This is a genomic window from Streptosporangium sp. NPDC053982 (assembly GCF_055585205.1).
This window is the reverse complement of sequence record NZ_JBVJKQ010000017.1, coordinates 188,473-204,854: the sequence shown is the minus strand read 5'-3', so window position 1 is coordinate 204,854 and position 16,382 is coordinate 188,473. Positions and strand designations below refer to the sequence as shown.

At 72.3% G+C, this 16,382-nt stretch carries 16 protein-coding genes; 4 read left to right on the top strand and 12 right to left on the bottom strand.

Annotation, left to right across the window (positions count from 1 at the left end; all coding sequences use genetic code 11):
• Nucleotides 1–2: 2 nt before the first annotated feature.
• On the top strand, nt 3–1,715 hold the full coding sequence (locus ACZ6W9_RS29745; RefSeq protein WP_470120697.1) for a serine/threonine protein kinase: 1,713 nt from the start codon (nt 3–5) through the stop codon (nt 1,713–1,715).
• 128 nt (nt 1,716–1,843) lie between these two features.
• On the opposite strand, the gene ACZ6W9_RS29740 is transcribed toward ACZ6W9_RS29745, so the two are convergent.
• The 6 genes from ACZ6W9_RS29740 to ACZ6W9_RS29715 all read right to left on the bottom strand — a co-directional run bounded on the left by ACZ6W9_RS29740 (nt 1,844) and on the right by ACZ6W9_RS29715 (nt 9,970).
• Nucleotides 1,844–3,496, bottom strand: coding sequence for an acetolactate synthase (locus ACZ6W9_RS29740; protein WP_389959342.1), 1,653 nt, complete (start codon nt 3,494–3,496; stop codon nt 1,844–1,846).
• Between the two features lie 190 nt (nt 3,497–3,686).
• The gene (locus tag ACZ6W9_RS29735) at nt 3,687–4,736 is read right to left on the bottom strand and encodes an aldo/keto reductase family protein (protein WP_470120695.1); all 1,050 of its coding nucleotides are present in this window, start codon (nt 4,734–4,736) and stop codon (nt 3,687–3,689) included.
• 54 nt (nt 4,737–4,790) lie between these two features.
• Nucleotides 4,791–6,998, bottom strand: coding sequence for a transglycosylase domain-containing protein (locus ACZ6W9_RS29730; protein ID WP_470120693.1), 2,208 nt, complete (start codon nt 6,996–6,998; stop codon nt 4,791–4,793).
• A 138-nt stretch (nt 6,999–7,136) separates the two neighbouring features.
• The gene (gene bioD / locus ACZ6W9_RS29725; protein ID WP_470120691.1) at nt 7,137–7,859 is read right to left on the bottom strand and encodes a dethiobiotin synthase; all 723 of its coding nucleotides are present in this window, start codon (nt 7,857–7,859) and stop codon (nt 7,137–7,139) included.
• A 142-nt stretch (nt 7,860–8,001) separates the two neighbouring features.
• Entirely contained in the window at nt 8,002–8,721 is a 720-nt protein-coding gene (locus ACZ6W9_RS29720) for a GntR family transcriptional regulator (RefSeq protein ID WP_362934922.1), read from the bottom strand.
• A gap of 76 nt (nt 8,722–8,797) precedes the next feature.
• Nucleotides 8,798–9,970: an 8-amino-7-oxononanoate synthase gene (locus ACZ6W9_RS29715; RefSeq protein ID WP_389959355.1), complete on the bottom strand. Its 1,173-nt coding sequence runs from the start codon at nt 9,968–9,970 to the stop codon at nt 8,798–8,800.
• Nucleotides 9,971–10,037: 67 nt separating this feature from the next.
• Here ACZ6W9_RS29715 and ACZ6W9_RS29710 point away from each other — a divergent pair, with 67 nt between their 5' ends.
• Entirely contained in the window at nt 10,038–11,501 is a 1,464-nt protein-coding gene (locus ACZ6W9_RS29710; protein ID WP_362934928.1) for a histidine kinase N-terminal domain-containing protein, read from the top strand.
• 33 nt (nt 11,502–11,534) lie between these two features.
• Here ACZ6W9_RS29710 and ACZ6W9_RS29705 read toward each other — a convergent pair whose 3' ends face one another.
• Together ACZ6W9_RS29705 and ACZ6W9_RS29700 are read right to left on the bottom strand one after the other, a co-directional pair.
• The gene (locus ACZ6W9_RS29705) at nt 11,535–11,789 is read right to left on the bottom strand and encodes a WhiB family transcriptional regulator (RefSeq protein ID WP_362934931.1); all 255 of its coding nucleotides are present in this window, start codon (nt 11,787–11,789) and stop codon (nt 11,535–11,537) included.
• A 281-nt stretch (nt 11,790–12,070) separates the two neighbouring features.
• Nucleotides 12,071–13,054, bottom strand: coding sequence for a diacylglycerol/lipid kinase family protein (locus ACZ6W9_RS29700; RefSeq protein WP_470120688.1), 984 nt, complete (start codon nt 13,052–13,054; stop codon nt 12,071–12,073).
• A gap of 77 nt (nt 13,055–13,131) precedes the next feature.
• Here ACZ6W9_RS29700 and ACZ6W9_RS29695 point away from each other — a divergent pair, with 77 nt between their 5' ends.
• A complete protein-coding gene (locus ACZ6W9_RS29695; protein ID WP_470120686.1) occupies nt 13,132–13,521 on the top strand; it encodes a hypothetical protein in 390 nt (129 codons plus the stop codon).
• 26 nt (nt 13,522–13,547) lie between these two features.
• Here ACZ6W9_RS29695 and ACZ6W9_RS29690 read toward each other — a convergent pair whose 3' ends face one another.
• From ACZ6W9_RS29690 to sodN, 3 genes are all read right to left on the bottom strand, one after another.
• Nucleotides 13,548–14,327, bottom strand: coding sequence for an RNA polymerase sigma factor SigF (locus ACZ6W9_RS29690; protein ID WP_389959361.1), 780 nt, complete (start codon nt 14,325–14,327; stop codon nt 13,548–13,550).
• A gap of 17 nt (nt 14,328–14,344) precedes the next feature.
• Nucleotides 14,345–14,770 (bottom strand): ATP-binding protein, encoded by a 426-nt coding sequence (locus ACZ6W9_RS29685; RefSeq protein WP_373287403.1) that lies wholly within the window; start codon nt 14,768–14,770, stop codon nt 14,345–14,347.
• Nucleotides 14,771–14,963: 193 nt separating this feature from the next.
• Nucleotides 14,964–15,365, bottom strand: coding sequence for a superoxide dismutase, Ni (gene sodN, locus ACZ6W9_RS29680; protein ID WP_470120683.1), 402 nt, complete (start codon nt 15,363–15,365; stop codon nt 14,964–14,966).
• A gap of 91 nt (nt 15,366–15,456) precedes the next feature.
• On the opposite strand from sodN, the gene ACZ6W9_RS29675 reads away from it, so the two are divergent.
• Entirely contained in the window at nt 15,457–15,765 is a 309-nt protein-coding gene (locus ACZ6W9_RS29675) for a S24/S26 family peptidase (protein ID WP_362934943.1), read from the top strand.
• Here ACZ6W9_RS29675 and ACZ6W9_RS29670 read toward each other — a convergent pair.
• Entirely contained in the window at nt 15,732–16,265 is a 534-nt protein-coding gene (locus ACZ6W9_RS29670; RefSeq protein ID WP_362934946.1) for a CGNR zinc finger domain-containing protein, read from the bottom strand. The two genes, ACZ6W9_RS29675 and ACZ6W9_RS29670, sit on opposite strands and share 34 nt — an antisense overlap.
• Between the last annotated feature and the right edge of the window lie 117 nt (nt 16,266–16,382).

Sequence of the window (16,382 nt, the reverse complement as noted above, 5' to 3'; positions counted from 1 at the left end):
TAATGGTGGCCCAAGGCACGACGCTGGCGGGGCGGTATCGCCTGGATACCCGCATCGGCGCCGGCGGCATGGGCGAGGTCTGGCGCGGCGAGGACATGGTCCTGGCCAGGACCGTCGCCGTCAAGGTGCTGCTTCCGGGCCGTACCGACGACCCCGGTTTCCTCGTGCGTTTCCAGGGCGAGGCGCGGGCCATGGCGACGATCAACCATCCGGGTGTCGTCGACGTCTACGACTACGGTGTCCACGAGGTGCCCGGCGCGGGGGCGACGGCCTACCTCGTGATGAAGTTCGTGGACGGCGAGCCGCTGGACCGGCTGCTGAGCCGGCTGGGGAGCATCGCCCCGGGCCCGGCGATGGAGCTCATCTCCCAGGCGGCCTCGGCGTTGCAGGCCGTACACGACCAGGGGATCGTCCACCGCGACATCAAGCCCGGCAACCTGCTGGTGCGGCCCGACGGCATGCTCGTGCTCACCGACTTCGGTATCGCCAGATCCGACGCCGCCAGCAGGCTGACCGACGCCGGCATGGTGCTCGGCACCGCCGCCTACTGCGCGCCCGAGCAGGCCGAGGGCGCGCCGGTCACCCCGGCGGTGGACATCTACGCGCTGGGCGTGGTGGCCTACGAGTGCCTCGCCGGGCAGCGGCCGTTCGACGGCGACACGCCCGTCACGATCGCGCTCAAGCACATCCGGGAGGCCCCGCCGCCGCTGCCCCCGCACGTCCCGCCCGCGGTCCGCGCCCTGGTGGAGCAGGCGCTGTCGAAGGATCCGGCCCGGCGTTTCCCCAGCGCCGACGCGATGAGCGCCGCCGCGCGGCAGGCCGGGCAGCTCGGGCCGAAGACCGGTCCGATGATGCTCGGTCAGCCGGGTCCCCCGCCCGAGACGGGGTGGAACGCCGCGCAGGCGGGCTGGCAGGGCCAGAGCGGCCAGCAGGCGGGCTGGCAGGGCCAGGGTGGGCAGCAGACCGGCTGGCAGGGTTCCGCGCCGCAGACGGGCTGGCAGAGCGGGCAGCAGACGTCCCAGGGGATCGCGTCGGCCGCCGCGACGACGGCGGCGTCCGGTGCGGCCGTCGAGGCGGCCTCCGGGGGACGCGGTCGCCGCTCCGGGCGCGCGCCGCGCCGCCGGGGCGGGATGCTGGCCGCGGTCGCCGCGGCGGTCGTGCTCTGCGGCGGCCTGGGCGCGGTGGGCATCAACGCGATGGCCTCCAGCGACGACACGCCGGACAGCGACCGGATGGCGGAGGTCACGACGGCCCCCTCCGAGCCGCCCGCGAAGACCTCCAGGCCGCCCAGGCCCAGGAGGACTCCCACCCCGGCCGTCACCCACGAGCAGGCGAGGCCGACCGCGCAGCCGGAGGAGACCGAGGAGCCGGAGCCGACGGAGGAGCCCACGCCGGAGGCGACGCCCAAGAAGTCGCCCAGGCCGACGCCCAAGAAGTCGCCCAAGCCCACCCCGACCGTGCAGAAGGTGCAGGTGCCTGACGTCCGGGGCCTGGAGCCGGGGGCCGCCAAGGCCAGGCTCGCGGAGGCGGGCCTGAAGGTGAAGGTGACCGCGAGCGGCGACATCGACTACGCCGGGTGCGTGCGGGTGGTCGAGCAGAACCCCGCCCCCGGAACCGAGTGGGACCCGAGCAAGCCGGTGGAGATCGTGCTGGCCAACCCCAAGTGCCCGGAGAGCTCGCCGCCGGCCTCCCCGGCCGCGACGCCCAAGCCCTGACGGGCCGCGCGTCCGCGACGCCGGCTCTTCCAAGGAGCCCCGGGGCCTGACGTTCCGGGCGCCCGTGCCGGTGGGCCCGTGACGCCCGTGACGGTGGGCCGGGCGCCTGTGGCGTCCGGCCCACCGGGTCAGATGCCCGTGGTGTTACGCGGGTAGGCGATGGACGGGTCGGTGGCGATGTTCACCATGTACGGCACGCCGGAGTCGAACGCGCGGCGCAGCGCCGGGCCGATCTCCGACGGGTCGGTGACGAGCTCGCCGCCGCCGCCGAGCGCGGTGACCACCTGGTCGTAGCGGCACTGCGGCTGAAGCTCGGCGGCCACGTCGTAGCCGTACAGCATCCGCATGGGGTGCTTCTCCAGGCCCCAGATGCCGTTGTTGCCGCAGATCATCACCACCGGCAGGCCGTGACGCACGAGCGTGTCGACGTCCATCAGCGAGAAGCCCGCCGCGCCGTCGCCGAGCAGCAGCACCACCTGTGAGGAGGGGCGGGCCAGCCGGGCGGCGATGGAGTATCCCAGGCCGGTGCCCAGGCAGCCGTACGGGCCCGGGTCGAGCCAGTTGCCCGGCCGCCTGGGCTCGACGTACTTGCCGGCGTAGGAGACGAAGTCGCCCCCGTCGCCGATGACCACGGCGTCGTCGGCGAGGACCTTGTTCAGCTCGCCGTAGATCCGCATCGGGTGGATCGGGTCGGAGGCGGACTCCAGCAGCTCGGCGTCCCCGGCGACGGCCGCGGCGGCGGCCTCGGACAGCCGGGACAGCCACGGCTGGTAGGTCTTGGGGGACACCCCGGCGTCGGCGCAGGCCGTGCCGAGGCCCCAGAAGACCAGCGACATGTCGCCCGCGGCGGTCGCGACGGGCTGCATGTGCGTCGCGAGCTGCGACGGCGCGTCGGCCAGGTGGACGACCTTGGCGAGCGGGGCGCCGTCCCTGCCGCCGAACCAGCCGTAGCCGAGGCGGAAGTCGAGCGGGGCGCCGGCCACGATCACCAGGTCGGCCTGGGAGAACGCCATGCCGCGGGCCCGGGTGACCAGCAGCTCGTGCCCGGCGGGCAGGATGCCGCGGCCCTGGCCGTTCAGGATGACCGGCAGGCGGAGCTCCTCGGCGAAGCCCAGGGCGACCTCCTCGGCGCGGTCCATCCACACGTCGGAACCCAGGACCAGCACCGGGCGCTCGGCCTCGGCGAGCAGCCTGGCGACCTCGGCGAGCCCGTCGGAGTCGGGCTCCAGCGGCGAGGGGGTCAGCGTCTCGGTGGCGTGGTCCGGCGGGGGCGCCGCGGCGAACAGGTGGTCCATGTGGAAGTCGAGGAAGACCGGGCCGCGGTGCGGGGCGAGGGCGGTGCGGAAGGCCATCTCCACGTCGTCGGCCACCGAGTCGGGGCCCGAGCCGGTGAAGGCCAGCTTGGTGATCGGCGCGAACAGCGGCGGATGGTCGATCTCCTGCAGCGCGCCGGCCCCCCAGCGCGACTGCGGCGCCCGGCCGCCCATGACGACCACGGGGGAGCCGTTGAAGTGCGCGGTGGCGACTCCGCTGACGCCGTTGGTGACACCGGGACCGGCGGTGAGCACGGCCAGGCCCGGTTTACGGGTCAGCCGGGCGGTCGCCTCGGCGGCGAAGACCGCGCTCTGCTCGTGCCGCACGTCGACGATGGGCATTCCCTCGTGGACAGCTCCGTCGTAGAGCGGAAAGACGTGTCCGCCGGAAAGGGTGAACATGGTCTCGATGCCGTACGCCTTGGAGACGGCGACGGCGATGTCACCCGCGTGCTTTGGAGACTCCATACCGCGCAACCTACCAGTCAGTCACTTAGCCGGACAGGGGATGTTCACCCTGCCCAGATTCGTCCCGCCTAACGCCGCCGGAGTCGCCTTCCCCAGGTCCGGTGGCCGTGGGACCTCCCGCGAGGGAGCGGCGTCCCCGGCGTCACCACCCCGGTGCGCCCGGCCCCGGGCCGCCACCGGGGCCACGGTCTCACCCCGCCGCGGCGTCCCGGACCCGCCAGGCGGGCATCACGTCGAACGGGGCGGCGATCTTCCCGGGGTCGCGTTCGACGAGGTCTCCGTGATCGGGGTCGAGGAAGACCGCGTCGATGCGGGCCAGCGCGTCCGCGTCGAGCGTACGGCCCGCCGCGGCGACGTTCTCGCGGATCTGCTCGGGCCGGGACGCCCCGATGACGGCGCTGGAGACCGCGCGGTCGCGCAGCACCCAGGCGACGGCGAGCTGGGCGGTGGTGAGGCCGAGCTCGTCGGCGATCGGGCGCAGGCGCTGCACGGCGGACAGCACCGGGTCGCCGAGGTAGCGGCCGACGAAGACCCCGCCGCGGGAGTCCTCGGCCCGGCTGCCGGAGGGCGGCTGCCCGCCGGGGAGATACTTGCCGGACAGCGCGCCCTGCGCCACCGGGGAGAAGACGATCTGGCCGAGGCCCAGACGCGCGCAGGTCGGCAGGACCTCCTTCTCGATCACCCGCCACAGCATCGAGTACTGCGGCTGGTTGGAGATCAGCTGCACCTTCAGCTCGGAGGCCAGGGCGGCGGCCGCCTCGATCTGTTCGGGACGCCACTCGGACACGCCGAGGTAGAGCACCTTGCCCTGCCGGACCAGGTCCGCGAACGCGGTCATGGTCTCCTCCAGCGGGGTGTTCCCGTCGTACCGGTGGGCCTGGTAGAGGTCGATGTGGTCGGTGCCGAGCCTGCGCAGGGAGGCGTTGCAGCTCTCCATGATGTGCTTGCGCGACAGCCCCCGGTCGTTGGGCCCGGGACCCGTGGGCAGGCAGACCTTCGTGAGGATCTCCACCGACTCCCGGCGGACTCCGGCCAGGGCCGCGCCGAGCGCCCGCTCCCCGGCGCCGAAGTCGGGGTTGCCGTACACGTCGGCCGTGTCGAAGGTGGTGATCCCCGCGTCCAGCGCCGCCTCCACGCACCGGCGCGTGGCCTCGACGGCCTGGGGGGAAGCGGTGAGCCAGTTGCCGTAGGTGATCGCGCTGACGGTCAGTCCGCTCGATCCGAGCGTGCGGTACTCCATGCCGGGCACGCTAGCACCAGAGTTGATCATCATGCCCGGGGCGGACGGTGCCGTTCACCCGAACACCTCCACCTGCCCGCTCTCGTCCCCGTCGCCGTTCCCGCCCCGGTCCCGGTCGCCGTCCCGCTCGCCGGTGGGCCTCCGGGGGGCGCAGCCGTCGCCGCAGCCGCCGAACCGGTCCCGGTCGATCGGGTGGAAGGACGTGGCGGGGACGCCCTTCAGCGCGGCCAGCATGGTGTCCTTCCAGATCGGGCCGGGGAGGGTGGCGCCCGCGACGGAACCGTAGGACTGGCCGCCGATGGTGACGCCGGTGAGCTTGTACTTCTGCGAGCCGCGCGGGTCGCCGATGCTCACCGCGCCCGCGAGGTCCGGGGTGAACCCGGCGAACCAGGCGGTGGCGTAGGCGTCGGTGGTGCCGGTCTTGCCCGCGGCGTCGCGGCCGATGCCGCCCACGCCGCGCATGGTGCCCCTGGTGAACACCCCGGACAGGATGTCGGCCGCGGCGTCGGCGATCTCGGGCTCCAGCGCCTGCCGGCACCGGGGCCGCCGCACGCCGTCCTTGCCGTCGCGGTCGGTGATCCGGGCGATGGACGTCGGCCGGCAGTACTTGCCGCGCGCCCCGATGGCCGCGTAGGCGCTCGCCACCGTCACCGGGTCCATCTCGTTGATCCCGAGCGTGAAGGTCTCGAACTCCTGCAGAGGCTTGCCGTCGGCGCGCTGGATGCCCAGCGACTGGGCGGTCCGCACGGTGTCGCACAGCCCCACGCGCTGCTCCAGCTCCACGAAGAAGGTGTTGACCGACGCCCAGGTGCCGGTGCGCAGCGTCTTGAAGCCCGGCGAGCCCTCGTCGTTGGTGACGGTGTGGGTCGGGTCGCCGATGCTCTGGCCCGCGCAGTTCTTGAACGCCGAGTAGCCCGGCGCGCGGTAGCCCGCGCCCGCCGTGAACCCCTGGTCGGGCTTCATGCCCTTCTTCAGCGCGGTGAGGAGCGTGAAGGTCTTGAACGTCGAGCCGGCCTGGAACCCGGCCAGGCCGCCGTGCGCCCGGTCGGCGACCGCGTTGTAGGAGATCTCGTTCTTCCGCGTGGAGGAGCCGTAGCGGCGGCTGGCCGCCATCGCCTTGATCGCGCCGGTGCCGGGCTGCACCAGGGCCTCGGCGGCCATCGCGTTGTCCGAGGCGTACACCCGTCGTTTGATGGCGCGGTCGGCGGCGGCCTGCATCTTCGGGTCCAGCGTGGTGTGGATCGTCAGGCCGCCGCGGTTGAGGAACCGGCTGCGGGCCTGCGGGGTCTTGCCGAAGGCCGGGTCGGTGAGGATCTCGTTGCGCACGTAGAGGCAGAAGTAGGGGTAGGGGCTCGCCCCGCACCCGCCCGGCAGCGGGGTGCCGCGGTAGCCGAGTTTCTGCTTCTTCGCCTCCGCGGCCTCCGCCGGGGTGATCTTCCCCAGCTGCGCCATCCGGTCCAGCACCACGTCGCGCCGCTCCAGCAGCCGCTTCCGGTACGCCGCGCCCCGGCTCGGGTCGGTGTCGTTGGGCGACTGCACGGCCGCCGCCAGCGTGGCGGCCTGCCACAGGGTCAGCTTGGCCGCGGACCTGCCGAAGAAACGCTTGGCCGCGGCCTGCACGCCGTTGGCACCCGCGCCGAAGTAGGCGATGTTGAGGTACTTCTCCAGGATCTGGTCCTTGGTGTACTTCTTCTCCACCGCCATCGCGTGGCGCAGCTCGTTGAGCTTGCGCGCGTAGCTGGCCTCCAGGGCCTTGGCCTTGCCCTGCTCGGTCGTGGCGGAGTTGAGCAGCACCTGCTTGACGTACTGCTGGGTGATGCTGGAGCCGCCCTGGCTCACCCCGCCGGAGGACAGGTTCCTGGCCAGCGCCCGGGCCGTTCCTTCGAGGTCGATCGCGCCGTGCTCGTAGAAGCGGTCGTCCTCGATCGAGACGATCGCCGTCTTCATCGCGTCGGCCACCTGGTCGAGCGGGACGACCTCGCGGTACTCCTCGTAGAACTGGGCGATCACCTTGCCCCGGGCGTCCAGCACCGTCGACTTCTCCGCCAGCGGCGGCTCGACGAGGTCGGCCGGGGAGAGGTTCAGCTCGTCGGACGCCGTGATGACGGCCAGCCCCGCGCCGCCGACCGCCGGCAGCGCGATGGCCGCCACCAGCGCGCCCGCGGCGGTCGCCGCCACCAGGAGGCGCGCGGCGCGCGAGGCGCTCCCGCCGCGGGAGGCGGCGTCCGGCGCCGGTCGGAAGGGGACAAGGGGGTGCCGCACGGGAAGGCTCCTCATCTGGGTCGTCAAGGGGGTCGTTGAAAGGATGAGGACACCAGATCCGGCCGTTCGTGTCCAATATTGCGGTTGACGCCGGATCCATACCGGTACGGATATCACCGCAGGCGGACGGCTCCGATGCTACGGCAGGCGGCCCAGGGGGCCCCGGAAGGCCGCGGGATCGAACGCGCCGCCCAGCGCCGGGCTCAGGCCCGCGCGGGCCGTACGGGCGAAGGAGGCGCGGTCGAGCGCGCCGGAACCCTCCGGGAGCGCCCCCGCCAGGGGCCGGGCGGCCAGCATCTCCAGGTCGGCCACGTTGCACCGCTCGGCCAGGCCGGGCTCGGCGGGCCAGGACCCGATCACCACCCCGGCCAGGTCGAGCCCGCGGTGGGCCATCGCCTCCAGGGTCAGCGCGGTGTGGTTGAGCGTGCCCAGCGCGGCCCGGCACACCAGGAGCACCGGCGCGGACAGGGCGCGGGCCAGGTCGGCCAGGGTCGCGCCCTCCTCGTCGAAGCGGACGAGCAGCCCACCCGCCCCCTCGACGACCACCAGCCGGTGCGACTCGGCCAGCTCCCTGACCCGCTGCGCCGCGCGGGCCAGGGAGACCTGCGGCAGGCCCGACACGCGGGCGGCCGCCGCGGGGGACAGCGGATCGGGGAACCGGGCGAACTCGAACGTGGTCGTCACCCCGGACAGCCGGATGACGTCGTCGAGGTCCCCGGGCTCGTTCTCGCCCACCCCGGTCTGCGCGGGCTTCACCACGGCGATCGAGGAGCCCCGCTCCCTGGCGAGCGCCGCCACGGCCGCGGTGACGACCGTCTTGCCCACTCCGGTGTCGGTACCGGTGACCACGAGAATGCTCACCCACCTCACCTTAGGAGGCCCCGGGCCCCCGCGCCCCGGCCACGGACCGTTTCCGGGAGTGCCAGGACGGCGGCCCCGCCGTCCCGGCCGTCCCGCCACGCCCGCCGCCCCGCCGTACGGTGTGACCGTGCGGGGCGGGCGGTCAGGGGCGGCGCAGCCGGGTGACGAACTTGTAGCGGTCTCCCCGGTAGAGGGACTGCGCCCACTCCACCGGGTTGCCCTCGGCGTCGAAGGCGTGCCGGGTGAGCAGGAGCATCGGCAGGCCGACGTCCACCCCCAGCACCTGCGCGTCGTACGGCGTGGCCAGCACGGTCTCGATGATCTCCTCGGCGTCGGTCAGCCGCACGTTGTAGGCGTTGTGCAGCGTCTCGTACAGCGAGGAGTGCACCTCCATCTCGCGCCGGAGCCGGGGGAAGCGCTTGGCCGACAGGTGGGTGGTGTCGATCGACATCGGCTCGCCGTTGGCCAGGCGTAGCCGGTGGATGCGCAGCACCCGCCCGCCGGGGTTGATCGCCAGGCGGCGGGCCAGCGGCTCGTCGGCGGTCACGTAGCTGATGTCGAGGATCTTGGTGTCCGGCTCCAGGCCGACGGTCCGCAGGTCACCGGTGTAGGAGGTGAGCTGGAGGACCTGGGCGACCTTGGGGTGCGCGACGAACGTCCCCTTGCCCTGGATGCGCACCAGGCGGCCTTCGACCACCAGCTCCGACAGGGCCTGGCGCACGGTGGTACGGGAGGTCTCGAAGCGTACGGCGAGCGTCCGCTCCGGGGGCAGCGCGCTGCCCGCGGGCAGGGTCTTGGTGAGCGTGAGCAGGTTGCGCTTGACGTCGTAGTATTTCGGGATCCGGGGAGAGTCGTCCGTCACGGCAGCACCTCGCCGGACGGCGTGGAACGGGCGTGCCCGAGACACCGGGCCCGCCGGACCCGTCCGCTTCGCTCACTCACATGGTCACCTTCGTCTCGGCCACGGCGGTGAGTGCGTCCCCGGTCACCGCAAGTTCATCGGAAGTCAGATTGGCCCGCGCGGTAAGCCGCAGGCAAGAGCGGCCGACCGGCACCGAGGGCGGCCGGAAGCATCCGGCGCGCACTCCGTGGTCCGCGAAGATGAGGGCGGCCCGAAGCGCCGTCTCGGGATGGCCGAGCACGATCGGGACGACCGCACCCGCCGGGTCGTTCGTCTCCAGGCCGAGTTCGCGGGCCGCAGAGGCCAGCTCCCTCGCCCTGGCTCGCACGCGTCCGGGCAGTTCGGGCTGGTTCCGAAGGATATCCAGAGCGGCGAGTGCCGCCGCAACGCAGGCGGGCGCCAGACCGGTGTCGAAGATGAACGGGCGACCCGTGTCCAGCAGGGTCTGGATCACCTCGGGGGCGCCGAGCACGGCCCCTCCCTGGGATCCCAGGGACTTGGAGAGTGTGATCGTTTTCACAACGTTACGTTCACCGGCCAGACCCGCCTCGTACACCGCGCCCCGGCCGCCGGGGCCGAGCACGCCGAGCGAGTGGGCCTCGTCGACGACGAGCAGCGCGCCGTGCCGTACGGTGGCCTCGTGGAGTGCCGTGAGCGGGGCGAGGTCGCCGTCGACGGAGAAGAGCGCGTCGGTGACCACGACCGCGTGCTCCTCCGTCCGGCCGGCGAGGACCTTGTCCACCGCCTCGGCGTCGCCGTGCGGGGTGACGGCCACCCGCGAGCGCGACAGACGGCAGGCGTCGATGATGGAGGCGTGGTTCCCGGCGTCGGAGACCACCAGCGCGTCCCGGCCCAGGGCCGCGACCGCGGCGAGGTTGGCGAGATAGCCGGAGGAGAACACCAGCGCGGCCGGGGAGCCGGTGAAGTCGCACAGGGCGGCCTCCAGCTCGGCGTGCAGCGCGGTGGAGCCGGTGACCAGGCGGGAGCCGGTGGACCCGGTGCCCCAGGCGCGGACGGCCTCCGCGGCGGCCTCGGCCAGCCGGGCGTCCCTGGCCAGGCCGAGATAGTCGTTGGAGGCCAGGTCGATCATGCCGTCGTCGTCCGGGGTGCGGGGGCGCAGGGCCCTCCTCAGCCCGGCCGCCTCGCGGTCCTCAGCCGCCGAGCGCAGCCGCGCGAGCGGGTCCGGGACGTGCCGGGGGCTCTGCTCCATGGAGGAATCCTTCCAGCCGGACCCGCCCGATTCGCGTTCGGACCGGCAAAGAACGCATGATGCACGAGTGCCGACTCTAAGCGACCTGGCGGTTCGCCACACCGCGCTCGACGAAGCGGACATCGAGTGGATGCACTCGCTGGTCTCCGACTGGCAGCTCCTGGCCGACCTGTCGTTCGCGGACCTCATCCTGTGGATCCCGCTGCGGGACGCCTCCGGGTGGATCGCGATCGCCCAGATGCGCCCCACCACGGGCCCCACCGTCTACCACGACGACATCGTCGGGGTGACGGTGGGCAAGGGCGAGCGCCCGCTCATCGACACGGCGTGGAACGAGCGCCGGATCTGCCGGGAGGGCGACCCCGACTGGTCGAGCGGCGTCCCGGTCCGTGAGGAGACCATCCCGGTACGGCGGTCCGACCACTTCCTGGGCGTGATCCAGCGTTCGACGAACCTGTCGTCGGCGCGCACCCCGTCCCGGCTGGAGCTGACCTACCTGCAGAGCGCCTCCGACCTGGCCCAGATGGTGGCCGAGGGGCGGTTCCCGTTCTCCGGGGCCGAGCCCATCCTGGTGCGCTCGCCCCGGGTGGGCGACGGGCTGCTCCGCCTCGACCGCGCCGGCCGGGTCACCTACGCCTCGCCCAATGCGCTGTCGGCCTACCGGCGGCTCGGCCTCAACGCCGATCTGGTCGGGGCGGAGCTGGGCCGGACGACCGCCGCGCTGTGCTACTCGGACGAGCCGATCAACGAGAACCTGATGATCGTGGCAAGCGGTCGCGAGCCCCGGGAGACCGAGGTCGAGTCGGGCGGCACGGTCGTGCAGCTCCGGGCGATCCCGCTGGTCGTCGGCGGCGGCAGGATCGGCGCGCTGGTGCTCATCCGCGACGTCACCGAGCTGCGGCGGCGCGAGCGGGAGCTGATGACCAAGGACGCCACGATCCGGGAGATCCACCACCGGGTGAAGAACAACCTGCAGACGGTCGCCGCGCTGCTGCGGCTCCAGGCCAGGCGGCTGCGGGTGCCGGAGGGCCGGGAGGCGCTGGAGGAGGCGGTGCGCCGGGTCGGGTCGATCGCGATCGTGCACGAGACGCTGTCCCACACGCCCGAGGAGCAGGTCGACTTCGACGACATCGCCGACCGTGTGATCGCGATGACGGGGGAGGTGGCGGCCACGGAGGCGAAGGTGACGCCGCGCCGGGTCGGGGCGTTCGGGGTGCTGCCCTCGGAGGTGGCCACGCCGCTGGCGATGGTCCTCACCGAGCTGCTGCAGAACGCCGTCCAGCACGGGTTCGCCAACCGGCCGGGCCTGCTCCAGGTGATCGTGTCACGGGGTGACGAGCGGCTGCGGGTGGTCGTCTCGGACGACGGACGCGGCCTGCCGGAGGGGTTCGACCCGGAGTCGACCACCAGCCTGGGCCTGCAGATCGTCCGGACGCTGGTGGTCGGGGAGCTGGCCGGGCGGCTGGCCATCGATCCCAGGCCGGGCGGGGGGACGGAGGTGACCCTCGACATCCCCCTGCCCGCGGCCTGAGAAGGATCGGTCAGGCGCCCTGGGAAGGGTCGGTCAGGCGCCGCTGCGGACGCGGGCGCGGGCGGTGCGGCGCTTGAGGGCGCGGCGCTCGTCCTCGCTCAGGCCGCCCCAGACTCCGGCGTCCTGGCCGGACTCCAGGGCCCACTTCAGGCAGGCGTCGATGATCGGGCAGGTGTTGCACACCTGCTTGGCCTCTTCGATCTGCATGAGAGCGGGGCCCGTGTTGCCGATGGGGAAGAACAGCTCGGGGTCCACGTCACGGCAGGCAGCGCGGTGGCGCCAGTCCATGCGTCCACTCCTTCGTAAGAGGAGCCCCTTGCCGCGGCTCCGTCGGCTCACTTTGTGAAGAGTTTCACTAACCATGGCGAACAGTGACCCGGACCCTGTTCGGTTCGGGGCGTGTCCGTTCGACCGCCGGTGGCCTGGGAGCGAGGTGTCCGCTCAAAGGTCCTACGTTCCGACGTCACTGTTGAGATTGTCAGCCACGCTCAGTACACGCAAGAGGTTTGCCCGAATGTTTTGCCGCCCGTGCATGTCGGATGCGTCACACAATTACGCTATGTAACTATTTAGACCAGGACTTGTAACGCGTCCGGGATGGAACGGAAGGTCACCCGCTCCGTCTCCCCCAGATAGTCGCCGTCGAGCTGGAAAGCCACCGGCCGCTCCGCGGTGAGCGTGAACTCGCTCTCGTCGTGCAACTGCACCAAATGGCGGCCGACGGGCAGGTTCTCGCGGTGGCCGAGGATCTGCGGCATCAGGTCGAGCATCGTCGGCAGGCCCAGCCGGCGCAGCCCCAGCATGTCGAGGCCGGTCTCGAAGCTCGCCCACGGGGTCGGGCAGACCGGCCGGGACCCCACGTAGCTCCAGGGCGAGGTGTTGGAGACGATCGCCAGGAAGACGCCCTCGGCGGGCGGCACCCCGGGACCCTCCAGTGACATGGCGGGCCGCCGCCGGTCGGTCGACAGGTAGTGCCGCAGCGCGGTGTTCACGTAGCGGGCCGGGGTGGCCCGGTATCCCGTGCCGCGCAGCCCCTCGACCGCCCGGATCACCTCGGCGTCGTACCCCATGCCGCCGCAGAAGGTGAAGTGGCGGCTCTCGCCGTTCCAGGACGCGTGCCCGAGGCCGACGGTCCGCCGCCGCCCCTCGCGCAGCGCCTCCAGCACCGCGCCGGCCGCCTCGACCGGGCTGTTGGGCAGGCCGAGCGCCCGCGCGAAGACGTTGGCGCTCCCCCCGGGGATCACCAGCAGCGCCGGCCGGTCGGCCGAGGTGCGGGGCGCCCGCGGCTCCGGGGTCCCCGGCGGCTCCGGGAGGTCGCCGGGGTCGTCCAGCAGGCCGTTCACCGTCTCGTTGATCGTGCCGTCGCCACCCAGGACGGCCACCGCGTCGTACCCCGACTCGCGGGCCTTGCGGGAGAGCAGGGCGGCGTGGCCGCGGTAGCCGGTCTCCTCGACGGTCAGGTCCAGGCTCGCGCCGAGCGCCCTGATGATCACATCGCGCGTCCGCCGGTTGGTCGTCGTCGCTTTGGGATTCACCAGGAGGAGGGCGCGCATAACGCCAGCGTATCCGCCGATACGAGAGTTATGACGGGGAAAGGGGGACCGGGACGGCCCGGCGATAGGGTTGGGACGTGCCCAACCGCCCCGTCACCCTCGCCGTCGCCGCCGTCGTCGTGGCGCTCGAAGGAATCCTCGCCCTGATCCTCGGCGGCTACGTCGGCGTCGAGACGGTGATCGGCAAGCCGTCCGACACCGTCAGCTCCCTCTTCGTCGCCGGGTTCGGGATCGCCGTCGGCGCGGCCCTGCTGTGGGTGGCGTGGGGCCTGCTGGGAAGCCAGAGGTGGGCGCGCGGCCCCGGAGTGGTGGCGCAGATCTTCACCGCGATTGTCGCGATCACGCTGATCCAGTCCGGCCAGGGCGCCATGGGCGTCCCGCTCGTCGCCGCGGCGCTGGCCGGACTGGTCACGCTGCTGTCCCCGCCGACGACCCACGCCCTCTACGGGGACGACCGGCCGGACTGACCCCCCTGCCGGCCGGTCTCGCGCTCCTAGTCCTCGGCGGTCAGGCCCTCGCGGAGCTGCGCCAGGGTCCTGGCCAGCAGCCGCGAGACGTGCATCTGGGAGATGCCGAGCTCGGTGGCGATCTGCGACTGCGTCATGTTGCCGAAGAACCGCAGCAGCAGGATCCGCTTCTCGCGCGGCGGCAGCCGTTCGAGCAGCGGCTTCAGCGACTCGCGGTACTCGACGCCCTCCAGGGAGTCGTCGACGATGCCGAGCGAGTCGGCCACCGCGGGCGCGTCGTCGTCACCGGAGTCCGGGGCGTCGAGCGAGACCGTGGAGTAGGCGTTGGCCGACTCCAGCCCTTCGAGCACCTCCTCCTCGGACATCTTCAGGAAGGCCGCGAGCTCGCTCACCGTGGGCGCGCGGCCCTCCCGTTGCGACAGCTCGCTGATCGCCTTGGTCAGCGACAGCTTCAGCTCCTGGAGCCGGCGCGGCACGCGCACCGCCCAGCCCTTGTCGCGGAAGTGCCGCTTGATCTCGCCCACGATCGTCGGGGTGGCGTAGGTGGAGAACTCCACCCCGCGGTCGAGGTCGAAACGGTCGATCGACTTGATCAGGCCGATTGTGGCGACCTGGGTCAGGTCGTCGAGCCATTCGCCCCGGTTGCGGAACCGGCGGGCGAGGTACTCCACCAGGGGCAGGTGAAGCTCCACGAGCTCGTCGCGGATACGCTGGCGCCGCGAGTCGTCGGGGGTCAACTCCGCCAGTTCCGCGAAGAGCAGGCGCGCGCGCACCCGGTCGGGTACCGCGTGATCGCTGGCGGCCATGGCACGAGTCCTTTCCGTCACGCCGGCCTCGCCGCGCCTCGGCGCTTGCGTAGCACGATCGCCATGCGGTCGGGGGAGTCGGTTACGGCGTCGACGTCGTCGGTCAGGGCGGTGAGCACCATCCAGGCGAAGTCATCGCGTTTCGGCGCGGAACCGCCGACCGTGCTGACCTCGACCCGGACCTGCATCACCTGACCGGTGAGCTCGAACTCGGCGGTCAGGTCCGTGCCCGGCACCGCCTCGCCCAGCAGCATCGCGCACGCCTCGTCGACCGCGATCCGGAGATCCTCGATCTCGTCCAGCGTGAAGTCCAGCCGTGCGGCCAGCCCGGCGGTGGCCGTACGCAGCACGGACAGATAGGCACTCGCCGCCGGCAACCGGACGCTCACCACGTCACGGATCCCGCCCATGCCGACAGCGGGTGTCTCGGTGTGTTCGGTCACGTTCCTCCTCGCAGAGTCGCTGACTGCAACCTACAGCCCCTCCGGGGTGAGCGGTCCGTTTGGACTCGCGATCGGGGCGAATTAGCACCTCAAGAACACCCTAAGACACCTGAATGGGACATCCCAACAGGTCAGGCCCCGTGCGAACACGCGTCGCACGGGGCCTGAGGTGGTCCGACCAGCGGTGATCCGCTCAGGCGGCCTTGGTCGCCCAGAAGATCTTGGAGATCTCGTCGATCTTGCCGAGCAGCTCGTCGGCCTGCGCCGGGTCGACCGTGCCCTTGCCGCCGGCCGCGCCCGCCAGCTTGGTGGCCTCCCAGAACAGCTGGTGGAGCTGGGGGTGGGTCTCCAGGTGCGGCGGCTTGAAGTAGTCGGTCCACAGGACCCACAGGTGGTGCTTGACGAGCTCGGCCCGCTGCTCCTTGATGATGAGCGCGCGGGTACGGAAGACCGGGTCGTCGTTCGCGGCGTACTTCTCCATGATCGCCTTGACCGACTCGGCCTCGATGCGAGCCTGGGCCGGGTCGTAGACGCCGCACGGCAGGTCGCAGTGCGCCGACGCCACGTGCTTGGGTCGCAGAAGTCGTGCAAGCATCGGAAAATCCTTCCTTGATGCTGGATTAGGCATGGTCCACAACAGACCTTACTCGCCTCGGAATTCCCGGCGCGGCAGGGGGAGGAGACCGATGAGAGTGCGTGTCGAGGGAGACTCGATGCTGCCCGCCCTGCGCCCCGGGGACTGGCTCTGGGTACGGCGGGGCGCCGCCGTACGGCAGGGCGGCCTCGTCGTCGCCCGGCTGCCGGACGACCCGGAGCGGCTGATCGTCAAGCGCGCCGCCTGGCGCCAGGACGACGGGCGGTGGTGGCTGGAGAGCGACAACCAGCGCGCCCCGGGACGGCGCGACAGCTGGGACTTCGGCGCCCTGCCGCCCGAGCTGCTGGTCGGCGGGGTGGTGCTGCGCTACTGGCCGCTGACCTTCTTGCGCGCCCGGTAGGCCGCCACGTTGGCCCGGCTGGCGCACCGCTCGGAGCAGTAGCGGCGCGAGCGGTTGGAGGAGGTGTCGAGGTAGGCACGGCGGCACGGCGCGGCCTGGCACAGGCCCAGCCGGTCCACCCCGAGGTCGGTGACGATGGTGGCCAGGCCCATCACCGCGCCCACGGCGTACTGGTCGGCCATCCGCCCGCCCTCGGTGAGGTGCAGGTGCCAGCGCTCGCCGTCGTGGCCCGAGATCTGCGGCTGGACGGGGTGCTGGATGAGCAGCGAGTTGAGCCGGTCGACGACCGCCTGCTCGTCGCCGAGCGCGGCGGTCTCGAACACGGCCACGAGCTCCTCGCGCAGGTCGCGCAGGGCGTCGAGGTCGCTTCGCATGATGCGGCAACCGGGGCGGTAGCGGTTGCCCTCTTCGAGGACGGACCGGAGCCCGTCCATTCCGGTCAGTCGGTCGGGGCTGTTGATGAGCAGCACAGCCAGCTCGGCGTAGGAGGTCAGATCCACCGGTGGTCCGTCTTTGCTGTAAGCGATGTGCAGGGGTTCGAGTATTACACGCTGTCACGGCCGCCACCATGCGAAACAAACTAAGCGCTATCTGTCACCATTCGCGGCCCGGCGATG